Annotated in this window: 15 protein-coding genes; 7 read left to right on the top strand and 8 right to left on the bottom strand. The window is 36.9% G+C overall.

The genetic code is table 11. The features are described 5' to 3' along the window. Nucleotides 1–17: 17 nt before the first annotated feature. The 8 genes from acs to AC23MB_RS04715 form a co-directional block, all read right to left on the bottom strand. Nucleotides 18–1925 (bottom strand): acetate--CoA ligase, encoded by a 1908-nt coding sequence (acs, locus tag AC23MB_RS04750; protein WP_313027801.1) that lies wholly within the window; start codon nt 1923–1925, stop codon nt 18–20. Nucleotides 1926–1939: 14 nt separating this feature from the next. Further along, nucleotides 1940–3826 (bottom strand): AMP-binding protein, encoded by a 1887-nt coding sequence (locus AC23MB_RS04745; protein WP_487786650.1) that lies wholly within the window; start codon nt 3824–3826, stop codon nt 1940–1942. 18 nt (nt 3827–3844) lie between these two features. Continuing rightward, nucleotides 3845–4216, bottom strand: a complete 372-nt coding sequence (locus AC23MB_RS04740; protein WP_487786649.1) for a response regulator transcription factor — start codon at nt 4214–4216, stop codon at nt 3845–3847. Next, entirely contained in the window at nt 4213–6909 is a 2697-nt protein-coding gene (locus AC23MB_RS04735) for an ATP-binding protein (protein ID WP_312323250.1), read from the bottom strand. The genes AC23MB_RS04740 and AC23MB_RS04735 overlap by 4 nt, the downstream gene beginning before the upstream one ends. Before the next feature lie 247 nt (nt 6910–7156). Then, entirely contained in the window at nt 7157–7384 is a 228-nt protein-coding gene (locus AC23MB_RS04730) for a DUF6814 family protein (RefSeq protein ID WP_312323249.1), read from the bottom strand. A 54-nt stretch (nt 7385–7438) separates the two neighbouring features. Continuing rightward, complete coding sequence (locus tag AC23MB_RS04725; protein WP_313027803.1) at nt 7439–9019, bottom strand: MFS transporter; 1581 nt, start codon at nt 9017–9019, stop codon at nt 7439–7441. Nucleotides 9020–9059: 40 nt separating this feature from the next. Beyond that, on the bottom strand, nt 9060–10379 hold the full coding sequence (locus tag AC23MB_RS04720) for a hypothetical protein (RefSeq protein ID WP_374330940.1): 1320 nt from the start codon (nt 10377–10379) through the stop codon (nt 9060–9062). 127 nt (nt 10380–10506) lie between these two features. Further along, nucleotides 10507–10920: an IS1/IS1595 family N-terminal zinc-binding domain-containing protein gene (locus AC23MB_RS04715; RefSeq protein WP_079666268.1), complete on the bottom strand. Its 414-nt coding sequence runs from the start codon at nt 10918–10920 to the stop codon at nt 10507–10509. 167 nt (nt 10921–11087) lie between these two features. Here AC23MB_RS04715 and AC23MB_RS04710 point away from each other — a divergent pair, with 167 nt between their 5' ends. The 7 genes from AC23MB_RS04710 (at nt 11088) to AC23MB_RS04680 (ending at nt 17926) form a co-directional block, all read left to right on the top strand. Then, complete coding sequence (locus tag AC23MB_RS04710; RefSeq protein ID WP_487786648.1) at nt 11088–11684, top strand: N-acetyltransferase family protein; 597 nt, start codon at nt 11088–11090, stop codon at nt 11682–11684. Then, nucleotides 11656–12846 (top strand): argininosuccinate synthase, encoded by a 1191-nt coding sequence (locus AC23MB_RS04705; RefSeq protein WP_487786647.1) that lies wholly within the window; start codon nt 11656–11658, stop codon nt 12844–12846. The genes AC23MB_RS04710 and AC23MB_RS04705 overlap by 29 nt, the downstream gene beginning before the upstream one ends. Beyond that, nucleotides 12846–13808 carry an N-acetyl-gamma-glutamyl-phosphate reductase gene (argC, locus tag AC23MB_RS04700; RefSeq protein ID WP_487786646.1) on the top strand — a complete coding sequence of 321 codons (963 nt, stop codon included), beginning with the start codon at nt 12846–12848 and terminating at the stop codon, nt 13806–13808. Before AC23MB_RS04705 ends, argC begins: the two co-directional genes overlap by 1 nt. A gap of 13 nt (nt 13809–13821) precedes the next feature. Beyond that, the gene (locus tag AC23MB_RS04695) at nt 13822–14958 is read left to right on the top strand and encodes an aspartate aminotransferase family protein (RefSeq protein WP_487786645.1); all 1137 of its coding nucleotides are present in this window, start codon (nt 13822–13824) and stop codon (nt 14956–14958) included. An 84-nt stretch (nt 14959–15042) separates the two neighbouring features. After that, nucleotides 15043–15996 (top strand): Rossmann-fold NAD(P)-binding domain-containing protein, encoded by a 954-nt coding sequence (locus AC23MB_RS04690; protein WP_487786644.1) that lies wholly within the window; start codon nt 15043–15045, stop codon nt 15994–15996. A 78-nt stretch (nt 15997–16074) separates the two neighbouring features. Then, nucleotides 16075–16866, top strand: coding sequence for an acetylglutamate kinase (gene argB / locus AC23MB_RS04685; RefSeq protein WP_487786643.1), 792 nt, complete (start codon nt 16075–16077; stop codon nt 16864–16866). After that, entirely contained in the window at nt 16838–17926 is a 1089-nt protein-coding gene (locus AC23MB_RS04680; protein WP_487786642.1) for a M20 family metallo-hydrolase, read from the top strand. Before argB ends, AC23MB_RS04680 begins: the two co-directional genes overlap by 29 nt. The last annotated feature ends 272 nt before the right edge of the window (nt 17927–18198 follow it).

Below are 18198 nucleotides of genomic sequence, written 5' to 3'. Positions count from 1 at the left end.
TACAAACTTAAAGAGTGTTAAATTTTTTCGTTCTTAATTTCTTCCACGATTTCAGGATTTAATAATGTCGATGTATCCCCGAAATTGCTGAAATCACCTTCCGCAATTTTTCTTAAAATACGACGCATAATTTTTCCAGATCGTGTTTTTGGAAGCGCAGATACAAATTGTATTTTGTCCAATTTTGCGATTGGTCCAATTTGGTCAGAAATTAACTGGTTGATTTCTTTTTTAAGATTTTCGCGGTCTCTGCCTTCTCCAGATTCTTTCAAAATTACATAACCATAAAGTGCATTTCCTTTGATGTCATGCGGATAACCAACAATCGCAGATTCGGCAACTGCAGGATGTTGGTTGATGCTATCCTCAATAGGAGCCGTCCCAAGATTGTGTCCCGAAACGATAATAACATCGTCCACACGACCTGTAATTCTGTAATAGCCAACTTCGTCGCGCAAAGCACCATCACCAGTAAAATATTTTCCTGGGAAAGCCGTGAAGTAGGTTTCCTTATAACGTTGATGATCGCCCCAAATACTTCTTGCAATGCCTGGCCACGGGAAACGAATGCAGAGATTTCCTGTAACTTGATTTCCTGTAATTTCGTTTCGCTTGTCATCCATTAAAACTGGTTGTACGCCAGGAAGTGGAAGCGTTGCATAAGTTGGTTTGGTTGGTGTTACAAAAGGAAGCGGAGAAATTAAAATTCCGCCTGTTTCTGTTTGCCACCAAGTGTCAACAATTGGACATTTTTTCTGTCCAACATGATCGTTAAACCAATGCCAAGCTTCATCGTTAATAGGTTCTCCAACCGACCCGATAACTTTTAAACTCGATAAATCATGTTTGTCCACCCATTCTACACTTTCTTTTGCTAAAGAGCGAATAGCAGTTGGCGCCGTATAGAATTGCGTCACTTTGTGTTTGTCAATAACCTCCCAAAAACGGTCAGGTTCTGGATAAGTTGGTACACCTTCAAAAATAACCGTTGTCGCACCGTTAATTAATGGACCATACAAAAGGTAGGAATGTCCAGTAATCCAGCCAATGTCCGCCGTACACCAGTAGATATCATTTTCTTGATAATCAAAAACATTTTTAAAAGTGTAGCCAGAATAAACCATATAACCTGCGCAAGTATGCAACATGCCTTTTGGTTTCCCTGTAGAACCTGATGTATAAAGAATAAATAAAGGATCTTCGGCATCCATGATTTTTGTAACGTAATCGGATGATGCTTTTGATAAATAGTCGTCCATCCAAAAGTCACGACCTTCTTTCATATTAACTGCCCCGTTGGTACGTTTTACGACCATCACTTTTTCTACAGTTTCGCAAGAATTTAATGCCTCGTCAACAATTGATTTTAGGTCTAAAGCTTTATTACCACGATAGCTTCCGTCAGAACAAATAATGACTTTTGCGCCACAATCGTTAGCTCGTGATGCAATTGCTGATGCAGAAAATCCTGCAAAAATCACCGAATGTACAGCGCCCATTTTAGCACAAGCCAACATCGCAACCGCCAATTCTGGAATCATAGGAAGATAGATGCAAACGCGATCGCCACGTTGTACACCCATTTCTTCAAGCACATTTGCCATTTTGCAAACGCGTTCGTGTAAGTCGCGATAGCTAATGTGCTGCGCTTCTTCCTTAGGGTCGTTTGGTTCCCAAATGATGGCTGTTTTTTCGCCACGAGATTCTAGGTGACGATCGAGACAATTTTTGGTGATGTTGAGTTTTGCATTTTTAAACCATTTAATATTGGCTTCTTCCATGTCAAATTCTACAACTTTGCTCCAACGTTGGTACCAAACGAAATTTTCGTCAGCGATTTTGTCCCAGAATTTTTTTGGATTCTTGATGGACTTTTTGTATTGTTTAAAATACTCGGGAAGGTTTTTTATTTGATAATTATTCATATACAATGAGGATTTTATTTTTTATAAATTTTAATTTTTTCGATAAGTTCATCAATAATTGTTTCGTCGTCAATCGTCGATGGAATCTGGAATTCTTTACCGTCTAATATAGTACGAATTAATTTTCTAAGGGTTTTTCCAGAGCGGGTTTTGGGTAATCTTTTAACAACCATCACATTTTTAAGACTTGCAACGGCGCCAATTTTTTCACGGACTTTTTGGATAACTTCTTTTTCAACTTGCTCGTCAGATATTTCGGAACCATTTTTAATAACAACCGAAGCAAAAGGAATTTGACCTTTCAGATCGTCATCAATACCAACAACCGCACATTCTGCAACATCAGGATGCGACGACACGACTTCTTCCATTTCGGAAGTTGACAATCGATGTCCAGCAACATTAATGACGTCGTCTACACGTCCAGTAATAAATACGTAGCCATCTTCGTCCACAATAGCACCATCGCCAGAGAAATAATAACCCTCAAACTGCGACAAATAACTATTTTGGAATCTGTCAAAATCCTTCCAAACGCCAAGCAAAGCACCTGGAGGAAGCGGAAGTTTTATTGCTAAATAACCTTCGTGATGGGCATCGAGTTCGTAACCATTTTCATCAAAAATTCTGATGTCATAACCAGGAATTGGTTTTCCTGCCGAAGCTCTCTTAATTTTATAATCGTCAAAACCTGTCATTAATCCCAACATTGGAGATCCAGATTCTGTTTGCCACCAATGGTCGATGGCTGGCACGCCGATATGTTGGTCAAACCAATCCAGAGTTGCAACGTCGCAACGTTCGCCAGCGAGGAATTGTTTTTTTAAACTTGATAAATCATATTTCTTTACCAATTCGCCGTTCGGGTCTTCTTTTTTAATAGCTCTAATCGCAGTCGGTGCCGTAAACATTATTGAAACTTTATAATCTTGAATCACACGCCAAAATGTTCCTGCATCTGGCGTCATGACAGGTTTTCCTTCAAAGATTACTGTAGCATTTCGGTTAATTAAAGGAGCATAAACGCTATAACTGTGACCAACTGCCCAACCAAAATCCGAAGCTGCCCAAAACGTTTCGCCTGCGTCAATACCATAAATATATTTCATCGAAAATTTGAGTGCCGTCGCATATCCGCCTGTATCACGAACAATTCCTTTCGGTTTTCCAGTTGTGCCCGAAGTATAAAGCAAATACAAAGGATGCGTGGATTTTACCGAAACGCAATCAGCAGCTTGTGATTTTGAAATTAAATCTTGATAATCGATGGTTCCTTCAAAATATTCGTTTTTATTTTCGACAAGATTTCGGTTGTAGACAATGATGTTGTCAACTTTATCTTGCGCAAGTTCGATGGCTTTTTCAACCAAAGGAAGATACGGGATTCGCTTTGCGATTTCCACGCCTGCAGTTGCTGTTATTAAAACTTTTGGTTTGCAATCATCAATTCTAACAACCAATTCTTGCGGTGCAAATCCTCCAAAAACAACATTGTGTATTACGCCAATTCTTGCGCAAGCCAGCATTGCGAACATTGTTTGTGGAATCATCGGCATATAAATAATCGCGGTATCACCTTGTTTTAAACCAAGAGATTGAAGTCCACCTGCAAGTTTTGAAATCTCTTCTTTGGCTTCCGAGAAGGTGTAAGTTTTCTTCTGGTTGGTTACTGGCGAGTCGTAGATAATGGCAATCTGGTCTCCGAAACCGTCCTCAATGTGCTTGTCAATACACAAATAACACATGTTGAGCTCGCCATCTGCAAACCATTGGTTGTAATTATTTTCGTCTGGTGATGTTATCGTTTTTGGAAAAGTATACCAGCTAATTGCCTGGGCTTGTTCTTTCCAAAATTCTTCTTTGTTGTCTTTACTTTGTTGGATCAAATTGTCTGCATTCATCTTTTTTCATTTTAGTAGTTAGTGATTCTTGTCGATTAACTCGTCGATTTGTTGGATAATTTGTTTAACCGAATATGGTTTTGTAAAATAAGCATCTGCTCCTAAATCATAAGCTTTTTGAATGTCTTCAGGATTGTTTTTAGCGGATACGAAAGCGACTTTAGTGTTTTTCAGTTTATCTTGTTTTTTTATTTCTTCTAAAGTAGAATAACCATCCAATTTGGGCATCATAATATCTAGCAGAATGAAGTCCGGTGTCAGCGTATTCAAGATTTCTAAAACTTCGGAACCGTCTCTGGCAATGTAGACATTGTATCCATTTTTCCTAAAACTATATTCTAACGACATCAAAATCTTGTGTTCGTCATCGGCTATCAAAATCGTTTTCATAATTCCTCTTTTATGTTTTCGTGTTGTTGATTGGTGGGAAGGTTGATGTTAAAAGTAACGCCTAGACCACTATTTTCTGCATAGATGTTGCCACCATGCGCCAGCATTATATTTTTGCAAATGGCAAGCCCAAGTCCGCTGCCAATTGGTTTGATAATATTTTGATTATTGGATTGATAAAATTTGTCAAATATCGAATCCAAATCGGTTTCTGGAATATGTTTTCCAGTGTTAAATATCTTAATGTTGAGATTATCGTTTTGTATTAAAAATTTAGTTTGTATCATCCCTTGTTCTTCGATGAATTTTAGTGCGTTGCCATAAATATTTTGAAAAACCTGTATCATTCTCGCTTCGTCGTAATGGAAGTTTTCGACAGACAAAAGATTCACCAAACTCAAATGGATATCGTTACTGTTTATTAAATGTAACAAAGGTTTTACTGCTTTTTGATAAGTTTCGATTATGTTGTTAAAGCCAATATTCAAAGGTGTTTTGCCGTGTTCCAGTTTATCAAGATACAAAATATCGTTGATGATTTCGCTAAGTCTGTCAGACTCTGTAATAATGTTATTGAGAAATTCTTTTTTAATTTCGGAAGGCATATCATCATCATCGGCGAGGATTTCGCCAGCAGCACGAATGGCAGTTATCGGCGTTCGCAATTCATGTGCAACACTATCCAAAAAATCGTCCTTCTGCTTGTCTTTAATGATAAGATGCTCGTTCGCAATTTGTAGTTTTTCTGAAAGCGATTTTAACTCATTTGATTTTTCAGTAAGTTTTTTGTTGGTGATAATATTTTCTTTTGATTCCTCAAGAATGTTAAGAACTTCAGGTAACGAAATTTTATCTTCTTTGGTCACACCTTCGATCAAGATTTTTGCAGAAGCGGTCCCAATTCGACCAGCCAGAAGGTTTTCAGAAAATTTAATAAAACGAGAATCAGCCGTTTCTACTTGGTTATTAATATTATATTTAAGATTAAAAACACGGAAAGCTTGTTCCGTTTTTTGAATACCTAAAAATCTTACTAAAATATTTTTGATGTCAGAAACATAAGCGGTTCCGCGCCATATAAAAGCATTTTCATGATTTTGGATATACTTGTCGATGTCCACATAAAGTTCGGCGAAGTTTCGTTCTCTATAATCACCTTTAAGACTTACCGAAATAAAAGTGAAAAGTCCAGTATTAACCAAAAGGGACCAAAAGAAAATTTGACTTATCCTATCAAAATAAGGAATGTTGAATATTGCAAAAGTGTTGTAAAGCTCTCTTAAAAAACCTTTGAACTCGTGGTTGTAAGAAAAGTAGTATTGTGGTAAGATTAACCCAAAATAACAAATTATAAGACCTGCAATTAGTCCAATAATTACGGCTTTCGAACTTCCTCTTTTCCAGAATATCGCACCAAAAAATGCTGGTGCCAATTGTGCAATTAATACAAAGGAGATAAGACCTACCGAAAATAATGAATTATCCAAAATGAAATATCTGTAGAAAATAAAAGATATAACAACAAGAATAAAAATACTAACTTTTCTAATATTGGTTATGCTTCGCGTATTTTCTGAAGCTTGGTTTTCTTTAAATTTTCCGATCCAACCAAAAGGTATAATAAGATTGTTAGAAAGCATAATCGACAAGCTAAGCGCAGAGATAATAATCATCGAAATGGACGAACTTAATCCTCCTAAAAATACCAATACACTAATCCATTCTTTCCCAAAATGTAATGGGATTAAAATAGAATAAAATTCTGGATTAACCGCTTGTCCATCAAATAAAACGCGGCCGCCCCACGCAATTGGAAATACAAAAAGATTAAAAACCAAAAGATATAATGGAAGAAACCAAAGTGCGGTTTTCAGATGTTTTTCTTGTCTGTTTTCAACGATACTTGTATGGAATTGTCTCGGCAAAAGGAAAAAAGCAGATATTGATAGTAAGCACATAATCAGCCAATTAAAACTTCCGCCAAGTCCGTTGAACGTATTTTTAGCATTAAAATCTGCAATTTTGGAAGCTTGGTCATAGATGTCGCTGTAACCATTGTAGACAAAGTAAGTCACAAAAACGCCTAACAGTACGAGGAAAATGAGTTTTAATAGACTTTCTAAAGCAACAGCAGCGATGATGCCAAGACGCTTTTCGGAGGCGTCAACATATCGTGTTCCGTAATATCCTGCGAACATTGCAATCATGATAACGACATAGGTTGCATTATCTGTTAATATGTTTTTTGAAGTCGGTGTATCAGTTAGTAGATGAAAGGTTTCTGAAATTGCTTTAATCTGAAGTCCTATGTAAGGGATAATTGCAAAGATACATACCAAGGTTATCAACGCACCCAAGCCACGGCGGTTCCCATATCTTAATGAAATGAAATCTGCTATACTGCTTATTTTGTTGACTTTTGCAATACGAATAATTTTAGAATTTATAAAAATCCAAGCTGGGATGATGATAACGGGTCCAATATAGATCGCTAGATATTGTAAACCCTGATTAACGGCTACACCTATACTGCCATAATAAGTCCAAGCCGTACAATATACAGCGATAGATAGTGAGTAGATGTAGGGATTGTTAACCCATATTTTACTTTTCTTTTTCTCGGCATGATGCGCCACGAAAAAAAGCAAAGCCAAATAGACGATAACAACTGCAAACAGAACAAGACTATTCATCGTACTTTTTTATAACAACTAATGAAAATATTATCGAAAAAATCCAAACGCCAAATAGGTAAGTGTATATTTCAGGAAGCCCAAAAAGCTTGTTCGAAGAATTGAAAAGCAATATGATTGGTGCGCTAAACAAGAGAAGTAAAGCGAAACTAAGTAAAACTAATTTCTGTTCGTGTCGTTTTTTCATATTTTTATAGAAACCACACAAAGACCAAAATCTTTGCGTGGTTTTCAAAGGAAATGAATATTACATTTTGTCTTTCGAATAGTCGCCCGATAGAGCATAATATCCAAAAACTGCTAATCCACCAGATATAATTGGCATTAAAATAAATAAGATAATAATCCCAAATACCAAATCTTCTTGTTTGCCTGATGTTAATTTTGGAATCCCCATTTCTGTAATCCCGAAATAACCGACAACTAAAGCTAAAAGTATCCAAACGATGCCTAATATTTTTTTTAATCCATCCATAATAATGATTGTTTTAAAGTTAAGAATTTTTGAGTTTGATTTGTGATTTCAAACCTAATCTTTGATGTTATTTTTATTTTTTAAATAGATAAGACCAATTACTAAACAGACAGACGCTACAATAATAGGATACCAAAGACCTTCTAGATACCATTGTGCGTGTCCAGCTTCTTTACCAGCTGTAACCAGATAAGTTGCAACTGCGGGCAAAAGTCCTCCGAAAATTCCGTTTCCGATATGATATGGTAAAGACATGGAGGTGTAACGAATTCGGATCGGGAACATCTCAACCAAAAATGCTGCTACAGGACCATAAACCATTGTTACAAAGACAACTTGGATAAAAACCAAAAATATGAGCAGCCACTTAGTATCATCATTTATTGAAATTGTTGTGTTAACAGTCGCAACTTCAGGTTTGTTATCTTTTAAGACAGGCGTTGCTAAAGAAGACCAATGCACGACACTGTCTTTTTTAACTTTAAAACCGTCGGTATAATTGGTTTCTTTATGATAAGTTATAATACTGTCGCCAGCAATTTTGTCATGGATTTTGGAAGTTCGAGATTCTTTAATACCATTTGTAGCAACTACTTTTCCTTCGAGATTAACGGATTTAAACATCTTATCATAGATTGGTCTGTAAGAAAGTACCGCAATTAACATCCCGATTAACATAATCGGTTTTCGTCCAACTTTATCCGATAACCATCCGAACAAAACAAATAACGGTGTACCAAGTAGTAATGCAATCGCCATTAACGAGTCAACTTGTGCCGAGTCAACATTCATTACTTTTTGGATGAAACTCATAGCGTAGAATTGCCCAGTATACCAGACAACACCTTGTCCCATAACAGCACCGAATAATGCTAACAAGACAAATTTGAAATTATAACGATTTCCGAAAGATTCTTTAAGTGGGTTAGTTGATGTTTTTCCTTCTTTTTTAGCTTTAGCAAAAAGTGGAGACTCCTTCATGTTTTTACGAATGATGTAAGAAACACCAACCATTAATATTGAAATCCAAAAAGGAACTCGCCATCCCCAAGTATCAAAATCATCATGAGAAAGCGTTGTTTTTGTAATTAAAATAACAATTAATGAAATGAAAAGTCCAACCGTTGCAGTAGTCTGGATCCATGATGTCCAATAACCACGACGATGCGGTTGTGCATATTCTGCAACATAAGTTGCGGCGCCACCATATTCGCCACCAAGTGCTAAACCTTGTAAAAGTCTCAGGATTAAAACTAATACAGGTGCCATAAAACCTATGGTTTCATAAGATGGAATACAACCAATAAGAAATGTTGAAAATCCCATGATAAGTAAAGTCACCAGAAACGTATATTTTCTGCCAATCATATCGCCTAATCGTCCAAAGAATAATGCACCGAAAGGTCTTACGACAAATCCGGCCGCAAAAGTTGCTAAGGTCGAAAGAAACGCCGCTGTAGGATTATCTGCTGGGAAGAATTTTGTGGACAGCACCACGGCAAGACTTCCAAAAATGTAGAAATCATACCATTCTATTAAAGTCCCTAATGAGGAAGCTGTAATAACGCTCCAGATCGTTTTGTTTTTTTGCTTCTCACTCATGTTTTCGTAAGAATCTTGTTGTAGTTCGCTCATATTAGTTTGATTTTGGATTTAGTATTTTTTTTAAATAGTATTAAAATGAGTACATCACACGAAGCATAGCTCGGAAGTTGCCGACATTTGTTATTCTTCCGCCAGCTGTTGCATCATTTTGTGTGTCACCATATTTTGCGGCTGTATATTCTAGTTCTGGTGCGATGTTAAATTTGTTTTGTTTAAATTCTAGGCGGACAGAAGCGCGCCATACGTTATCTAGAAGTCTAGTTCCTGAGATACCTCGCATGTAAAGGTTTTTGTATCCCTCGTCTACGCCAGAGTTTTTGGTATATCCAAAGAAAATTCCGGGTGCTATTTTTTCATTATTACTTGCAAGGTCAAGCCAGAAAGATGATGTTTTTGTAGGCTTGTAGCTTTCTTGACCATTGGCTTGCTCGTAACCAGCAAAGCCTCCAATCATAACAAGATGATGAAGATTTCCACCAGTTATCCCATAAAGTTTAGCGGAGAATTTAGAATCAGAATATTTGAAGTAAGCTAAATAAGCAGCAGCGTTTAGTTTCTCGGTTGAGACCAGATTGTTACTTTCGATAACAGGTTTTAATGATTGAAACTCTGCTGCGATACCAGCGATAATATTTTTATGTTTATATTGAAGTTGTCCGTGGAACGTTGGCATCATCGAATTAATTGTTGCGCTATTTGTAAAAGCGCCCGTGGCATTAGCCGTCTGGAATTCCCGATCTTTATAAGCAACAGCGGTAAAAGATAAGTCATCTGTTAATTTTTGAGTAAGTTTTATTTGACCTGCCCATCCAAAAGGATTGAATAGAATACCTGTATTAAAATTCGCAACACCTGGATAAACTTCTGGGATAAAAGAAGGATACCAAGTTTGTCCAAATGTTAGACTCGTTTTTGGCCAAGCCAAAGTAGCGTAAGCGTGTCGCAATCTTAGAAGCCCGATGCTTCCACTTCCTGCCGAAGATTTATTGATTTCAGTATTTCCAAAAAAGTCAGCTTCAATTTTTCCACTTGCTTTTGCGCCCCAAACATTTGGCCCTTTTATGTTGAGGCCGACTCTAGTGGTGATGGATAAAAAATTGCTGGCCGCAGCGCTATTGATATCGTTGCCGTTAGCATCTAGTTTTTCATCCAGAGGATAAAGGTTGAGATTATATTCTCGAGAGTAGGCAGACTGTCGACTGTCAAAATTATATTCCGTCCTTACCCAACCATAAGTCGAAACTTCCCATTCTTTGATTTTATTTTTTTCTGCTTCTAAGCTTTCGATGCGTTTGAGAAGGTCAGAAGTGCTAATGCTGTCTTGTGCTTTTGTTTGTGAAAGTATTAATGATATTGATAATATCGTTAATGATTTTATTATATTTTTCATGAATTATTAATTATTTGATGTGTAATTTGGTGTTGCCAAATTGTAATTAATAATTCGTTTACGAAAATTTAATATATATTTTTGCTAAGACTATATTTTAGTGAATTTTTTAAACAAATATTTTTACCTATTTCTTGAATCTTTCCCATTTAATGAGCATGTATTTGTCTGCAAATTCAGTAATAATTAAACCCGAGTTTTTGATATTATTTTCTTGCGAAAGATATTCAATTAACTCATTTTGTTTCAATATTTTATACACTGGGTGAAAGTCGGAGTGAGGTGGTCTTGTGATGTTGTATTTCTTTATCCACGAGCTGATTGTAACGTGTGATACACCAATAATTCTCTCGATCTCGCGGAAACTTAATCCTTCCAAATACAGCTGTAATGCCTTTGTTACGTAATAATCGTCGATCTGTTTTCCTAGTTTTTTAACCGTGAAATAATAGTTGCAATCTTTACACAGAAAACGTTGTTTGTCGTTAATTATTCCACTTTTTACGACATTGTTTTGATTACATTTTGGGCAAGACTTCATATAACTATATTATTTTAGCAAATATATAATAATTTAGCAAAAATATGTTTTAAGATTAAATAGATAAAATATCTTTAATAAAAATTTAATAAACAAAAAATATCTAAATAAGTTGTTTTTGAAAGAGATTATAATTTATATTTGCAGCTTTAATAAGATATAAGTTAATGAAAATAGAAATTTCCTCAGGAAAACATTTGCATTATGCAGAGGAAATCAAGCATGAGATGGCGGACTCGGCCAAGGTTAGAGGAACGGGCATTGCGCAAAGAACTGTAGAGTTTTTGCGTCAAAAAATGCTGGAAGGAAGTGCGGTTTTAGCGATCGAAGAAGATGGTCGCTGGGCAGGATTTTGCTATGTGTCGGCATGGAGTGATGGCGAATTTGTAGCGAATTCTGGGATGATTGTATCTCCTGATTTTAGGAAAAGAGGTGTGGCGAAAATGATGAAGGCTAAAGTTTTCGAATTATCACGCAGCAAATTTCCAGAAGCTAAAATTTTTAGTTTAACAACAGGACTTGCGGTGATGAAGATTAACAACGATCTGGGTTATCAGCCGGTGACCTATTCCGAAATTACAAAAGACGAAAATTTTTGGGAAGGTTGCAAAAGTTGTGTTAATTATGATGTGTTAAGGAGTAAAAATAGAGAAAATTGCTTATGTACAGCGATGTTGTACACGCCAAGCAAGGAGAAAAAACTTTTTAATTCTAATTATACAAAAAATACAAAAGATGAAGAAACGTGTAGTGTTGGCGTTTAGTGGAGGACTTGACACTTCTTACTGTGCAAAATATTTAAGCGAGACTTTGGGTTACGAAGTTCATGCGGTGACGGTTAATACAGGTGGTTTCAATGAAGCTGATGAGGTTGAGTTAAAATCTCGTGCTGAGAAGTTAGGCGTTGCAACTTACATATTGATAAATGCTGAAAAAGAATATTATAACGACTGTGTTAAATATTTGATTTTCGGTAATGTTCTTAAAAATAATACATATCCGCTTTCTGTAAGTGCGGAAAGAACGATTCAGGCACAAAATATTGCGAAATATGCTAAGGAAATTGGAGCCTCAGCGATTGCGCATGGCAGCACAGGAGCGGGAAATGATCAAGTTCGATTTGATTTGATTTTCCAAGTGATGTGTCCAGAGATGGAGATTATCACACCGATTCGAGATATGTCATTGTCGAGAGAAGAGGAAATTCGGTTTTTGAAAAATCACGGTTTTGATATCGATTTCGAAAAGGCGCAATATTCTATTAATAAAGGACTTTGGGGTACTTCTGTTGGTGGTAAAGAAACTTTAAAATCTCGTCATAGTCTTCCCGAAGATGCGTTTCCGTCACAAGTTGAAAAACAAGACTCTACGGAACTAAAAATTGAATTCAAAAACGGTGAAGTTGTTGCTGTTAATGACGAAACTTTTGCACATTCGGTATTTGCAATCCAGAAGATCGAATCTCTGGCAAGTCCTTATGGCATTGGTCGCGACATCCATGTTGGCGATACAATTGTTGGGATTAAAGGTCGTGTTGGTTTCGAAGCTGCGGCGGCATTGTTGACGATTAAGGCGCATCATCTTTTAGAAAAACATACGCTTTCTAAATACCAACAGACCATCAAATCTCAACTGTCAGATTGGTACGGAAACTGGCTTCACGAGGCACTTTTCCTAGATCCTGTGATGAGAAATATCGAAGCTTTCCTTAATGATTCTCAAAAGACGGTTAACGGAAAAGTATTTATAACGCTTTATCCTTACAGATTTGTGTTAAACGGAATTGAGTCAGAAAACGATCTAATGTCCGATAAATTCGGAAGTTATGGCGAAGCAAATCGAGCTTGGACGGGAGATGATGTTAAAGGATTTACTAAGGTATTGAGCAATGCTCTAACGATTTATCACCAAATTAATAAAAGCTAATGAAATCTGTCGGCATCATCGGAGCTAACGGATACGCGGGAAGTGAGTTGATTCGTCTTTTGGCCTTTCACCCAGAAGTTGAAATGACTTGTCTTTTCAGTCGTTCAAATTCAGGTGTTAAAATATCTGATTTATATCCAGATTTAGCGGGGATTTGCGATGTTGTTTTAACGAGTGACTTTCAAAAAGTTGATATTTTATTTTTGTGTCTTCCACATAAAGAAAGCCAAAATTGGCTGACTCAAAATGCGATTGACGCTGAGACTTTAATTATTGACTTAGGAAACGATTTTCGTTTAGAAGCATATTTTAATGATAGAAAATTTATCTATGGACTTCCAGAAATCAACAAAACCCAAATCCAATCAACGAAAAGTATAGCCAATCCTGGATGTTTTGCAACGGCCATTCAGTTGGCGCTATTGCCTTTGGCGGAAGCGGGACTTTTGATAGATGTTTACACAACTGGGATTACAGGTTCTACTGGCGCAGGTCAAAAGCTACAATCGACAACACATTTCACATGGCGAAATGATAATATATCGGCTTACAAAACTTTGATACATCAACATGTAGAAGAGATTTTAATGAATTTAAATTCTAAATCTTCCAATCACGTCAGCTTAAATTTTGTGCCTTGGCGTGGCGATTTTGCACGAGGAATTTTCACAAGTTCAACGATTAAATGTGATAAAAGTTTAGAAGAAATAAAAACATTGTTTCAAGATTTTTATAAAGAGGCAAAATTTGTTCAGATTACAGATGGGCAATTAGATATGAAGCAAGTCGTTAACACCAACAAGTGTGTTATCGAAATTGAACAAAATAAAGGCTTTATTGTAGTGCATTCGGCGATAGACAATTTACTGAAAGGCGCGTCAGGACAAGCGGTTCAAAACATGAATTTAGCAATGGGTTGGGAAGAGACTTTAGGTCTTAATCTTAAAGCAATTGCATTTTAAAATTTAATTAAAAATGAATTTATTCGAAGTATATCCATTGTTTGATATTAATCTAGTTAAGGCAAAAGCTGCTTTTGTTTGGGATGACAAAGGACAACAATATTTAGATTTTTATGGAGGTCATGCGGTGATCTCGATTGGGCACAATCATCCATATTATCAAGCAAAACTGAAAGATCAATTTGAGAAAATTTCATTTTATTCCAACTCGGTCCAGAATGATTTGCAGGTGGAATTGGCAAGTAAGTTAGGTTCGTTGTCAGGTTACGAAGATTACAGCTTGTTCCTTTGTAACTCTGGTGCTGAAGCTAATGAAAATGCTTTAAAACTAGCATCTTTCCACAATGGGAAGAAGAAAGTTGTATATTTTTCAGACTCGTTTCATGGTCGTACTTCGGCAGCAGTTGCGGTGACGGACAATCCAAAAATTGTTGCGCCAGTTAACGCTTCCGATAACTTTGTCAAATGTACATGGAACGATGTCAAAACGCTAGAGACTATATTTAAGACCAACGAGATTAGTGCCGTAATTGTTGAGGGTATTCAAGGTGTTGGAGGTATTAACTTGCCAGATGAACACTTCATCCATAGTATCAGAAGTTTGTGCGATAGCAATGATGCGGTTATGATTTTGGATGAAGTGCAGTCTGGATATGGACGTGCTGGTTATTTCTTTGCGCATCAAGAATTTGATGTGAAGCCTGATCTTATCACCACCGCAAAAGGTATGGGGAATGGTTTCCCGATTGCTGGGGTTTTAATTAGTCCAAAATTCAAAGCGAGCCATGGGCTTTTAGGAACAACTTTCGGCGGAAATCATTTAGCTTGCGCCGCTGGTATTGCAGTTCTTGACGTTATTAAAAATGAAAATCTTATCCAAAACGCCGAGAAAGTTGGCGCTTATATAGAAGATAAAATCAAAAATTTTATACATATAAAATCCATTAGGCGACGTGGATTGATGATCGGGATCGAGTTGGATCAGCCTTGTGCCGAAGTTCGTTCTTCTTTGTTAAAAAAGCATTTTGTATTCACAGGAAATGCCAATGACAAAAATGTACTGAGGATTTTGCCACCTCTCAACATCACCGAAAAAGAAGCGAATCTTTTTATCGCTGCTTTGGGAGATATTCTTCAGAATTTAAATTAAAATTAAAACAGCCTTCATCATGAAAGATAGATTTTAAATGACGTCGGAGGAGGCTGTTGTTTAAAATTATCGAAAATTTCAAAAATGAAAAATTTCACAAGTGTAGAAGATATTAATGATCTTCAATCTATGATAAAAAAGGCTTTAGAAATTAAAGCAAATCCTTTGGCAGAGCCTAACAAAGGGAATGGAAAAACAATAGGTTTGGTATTTCTTAATTCAAGTTTGAGAACGAGATTAAGCAGTCAAATCGCAGCGCAAAATTTGGGTTTAAATGTTCTAATGTTGAATGCTGCGCAAGAAGCTTGGAATCTAGAATACAACGATGGCGTGGTTATGGATGGCGGAACGGTTGAGCATATTAAAGATGCGATCGAAGTGCTTAATCAATACTGTGACATCATTGCAGTGCGTTGTTTTGCAGGGATGAAATCTAAGGAAGACGACACCACAGAAAGTATTTTGAGCCAATTTGAAAAATATGCAAAAGTGCCAGTCGTTTCGTTAGAGTCGGCGACGCGTCATCCTTTGCAGAGTTTTGCGGATTGCATTACGATTACCGAAAATTGGAAACAAGAAAAGAAGCCGAAAGTCGTTTTAACTTGGGCGCCACACGTTAAGCCGATTGCACATGCAGTTGCAAATTCTTTTACCGAATGGATGCAAGCTTTGGACGTTGATTTGGTGATTGCAAATCCTGAAGGCTACGATTTGGATCCAAATTTTGTAAAAGATACGCCAGTTGTTCATAACCAAGATGAAGCGCTAAAAGATGCTGATTTTATCTATGTTAAAAACTGGTCATCTTTTGAAGATTACGCGACAATGCCCGAGGTTAAAGAAGATTGGTTATTAACTTTAGAAAAGTTGAAAGCAACCAATGATGCGAAAGTGATGCATTGTTTGCCAGTACGACGTAATTTGGAATTGAGTGATGAAGTGATGGATAGCGAACATTCGATTATTTATCAACAAGCAAAAAACCGAATTTTCTCGGCACAAACCGTTTTCAGCGAAATCTTAAATGAATTAAAATAAATTTTAAAACAGAAACACGATAGACTAGGTGAGGCGAGTAGAAAGAAGGGAATCTCTATCAATAAATAGAAATCCGAAATGAAAGAAAAATTGTATATCATAAAAATTGGCGGTGCTTTAATCGATGATGATGAGGCTTTGGATCAATTCTTAAATAAATTTTCTAACATTTCTGGAAAACGAATCTTGGTGCACGGCGGCGGAAAGTTGACTAGCACTTTGGCAGAAAAACTCCATGTGCCACAACAGATGGTCGATGGTCGACGCGTAACCGATGCGCAAACTTTAGACATTGCAACGATGGTGTATGCTGGCAAAATCAACAAAGGCATTGTTGCAAAACTTCAGAATTTAGATTGCGATGCAATGGGATTTACAGGAGCTGATGCCAATTTAATTCAAGCTGAAAAACGCAGTGTCGAAGAGATAGATTTCGGATTTGTTGGTGATGTCAATCGTAAAAGTGTGAATTCAAAACTCATTCGTAAGTTTCTAAAATTAGATTTAATTCCAGTTTTCTCTGCGATTACGCACGATCATCACGGCGATTTACTTAATACGAATGCCGATTCTATTGCTTCAGTTTTAGCACAAGCTTTATCAAAAAAATTCGATGTCGAATTATTATTTTGTTTTGATAAAGATGGCGTTTTAGAAGATGTTAATGATAATTCAACAGTGATAGAAGCGCTTTCCGAAGACGATGTTTTAAAACTTAAAGAAGAGAAAAAAATCCACAAAGGCATTCTCCCCAAAATCGAAAATGCTTTACTTGCCAAGAAAAACGGCGTACAAAAAATTTTTTTAATTAACGAAACCAAATTACAAGAACATATAATTTATGATAACCAAGGAACTGAAATCTGTTAACCAAATCGACGAGCTACTCGACAACGCGACCAAACTTCTCAAGAAGATGATCGCGACGCCTTCACTTAGCAAGAAAGAGTACGACGTCTCGTTGGTGATAGAAAGTTTTTTTAAAGAGAAAGGTGTGGTGATTAACCGCTACAAAAATAATATCTGGGCAACCAACAAAAATTTTGATGCTTCCAAACCTTCAATTTTGTTAAATACCCACCACGACACCGTTAAGCCGAATAAAGCTTACACTATGGATCCTTTTATTCCAGTCGAAAAAGACGGAAAAATCTTTGGGTTGGGAAGCAACGATGCAGGAGCGTCTTTGGTGGCAATGTCGCAAGTTTTTCTTCATTTTTATGAAAAAGAAAATTTGTCTCACAACTTGATTATTGCATTAACTGCAGAGGAAGAAATCTCTGGCGTTGACGGTATCGAAGCTTTGTTTCCGCAACTTCCAAACGTAGAATTGGCGATTGTTGGCGAACCTACAAAAATGAATTTAGCGATTGCCGAAAAAGGACTTTTGGTGATTGATGGCGAAATGCAAGGCACGGCGTCCCATGCGGCGCATCCTAACGACGACAACGCGATTGTGAAATGCATGGCGGATTTGCAACATATCTTAAACTACAAATTCGAGAAAACTTCCGAATATCTTGGCGACGTCAAAGTCACGCTAACGGTTATTAACGCTGGGACGCAGCACAATGTAATACCTGAGAAATGCAATTTCACTTTGGATGTTCGTGTGACCGATGAGTACAGCAACAAAGAAGTTTTCGACATCATCCAATCCGAAATGAAATCCACGCTTACACCGCGTTCGTTTAGGCTTAATTCCTCAAAGATCGAAATCGCACATCCTTTTGTACAGGCTGGTTTGGCGCTTGGCAGGACGACTTACGGTTCGCCGACCTCGTCCGATCAGGCGATTATTCCGTGCACTTCGGTTAAGATGGGGCCGGGCGATAGCCTTCGTTCGCATACGGCAGATGAGTTTATTTACATTGCCGAAATCAAGAATGGAATCGAAATTTACATCAATATTTTAGAACAGGTTTTATAATTTTTTTATTTGGGCAGCTATTTCCATCCTCCGCTCCCGCTTTTTTGTTTTGCAATCCTCATTCCTCGAAATTGCTATAACAAAAAGAGCTCCGCTCAGGCTGGGCTGCAACTACTAACTGGTTTTAGGAACGTTGATTTTAGATTTACGAAGTTTTATTTACGATTTTAAGTTCGTCGTTTCGAATAGCGAAACGTATCGAGAAATATTGTGATTTACAAGTTGATATTTACGATTTATCACTTCGACGAAAGAGAAAATTTTGTTCATAA

The organism is Soonwooa sp. T0.1_25 (assembly GCF_057652215.1).
This window is presented reverse-complemented; position numbering and strand designations above follow the sequence as displayed.

Coding starts and splice junctions, on each gene's coding strand:
- AC23MB_RS04730 (WP_312323249.1), bottom strand. CDS start 7,384: ATGGATGGATTAAAAAAAATATTAGGCATCGTTTGGATACTTTTAGCT.
- AC23MB_RS04690 (WP_487786644.1), top strand. CDS start 15,043: ATGAAAAATTTCACAAGTGTAGAAGATATTAATGATCTTCAATCTATG.
- argC (WP_487786646.1), top strand. CDS start 12,846: ATGAAATCTGTCGGCATCATCGGAGCTAACGGATACGCGGGAAGTGAG.
- AC23MB_RS04715 (WP_079666268.1), bottom strand. CDS start 10,920: ATGAAGTCTTGCCCAAAATGTAATCAAAACAATGTCGTAAAAAGTGGA.
- argB (WP_487786643.1), top strand. CDS start 16,075: ATGAAAGAAAAATTGTATATCATAAAAATTGGCGGTGCTTTAATCGAT.
- AC23MB_RS04710 (WP_487786648.1), top strand. CDS start 11,088: ATGAAAATAGAAATTTCCTCAGGAAAACATTTGCATTATGCAGAGGAA.
- AC23MB_RS04725 (WP_313027803.1), bottom strand. CDS start 9,019: ATGAGCGAACTACAACAAGATTCTTACGAAAACATGAGTGAGAAGCAA.
- AC23MB_RS04720 (WP_374330940.1), bottom strand. CDS start 10,379: ATGAAAAATATAATAAAATCATTAACGATATTATCAATATCATTAATA.
- acs (WP_313027801.1), bottom strand. CDS start 1,925: ATGAATAATTATCAAATAAAAAACCTTCCCGAGTATTTTAAACAATAC.
- AC23MB_RS04695 (WP_487786645.1), top strand. CDS start 13,822: ATGAATTTATTCGAAGTATATCCATTGTTTGATATTAATCTAGTTAAG.
- AC23MB_RS04740 (WP_487786649.1), bottom strand. CDS start 4,216: ATGAAAACGATTTTGATAGCCGATGACGAACACAAGATTTTGATGTCG.
- AC23MB_RS04705 (WP_487786647.1), top strand. CDS start 11,656: ATGAAGAAACGTGTAGTGTTGGCGTTTAGTGGAGGACTTGACACTTCT.
- AC23MB_RS04735 (WP_312323250.1), bottom strand. CDS start 6,909: ATGAATAGTCTTGTTCTGTTTGCAGTTGTTATCGTCTATTTGGCTTTG.
- AC23MB_RS04680 (WP_487786642.1), top strand. CDS start 16,838: ATGATAACCAAGGAACTGAAATCTGTTAACCAAATCGACGAGCTACTC.
- AC23MB_RS04745 (WP_487786650.1), bottom strand. CDS start 3,826: ATGAATGCAGACAATTTGATCCAACAAAGTAAAGACAACAAAGAAGAA.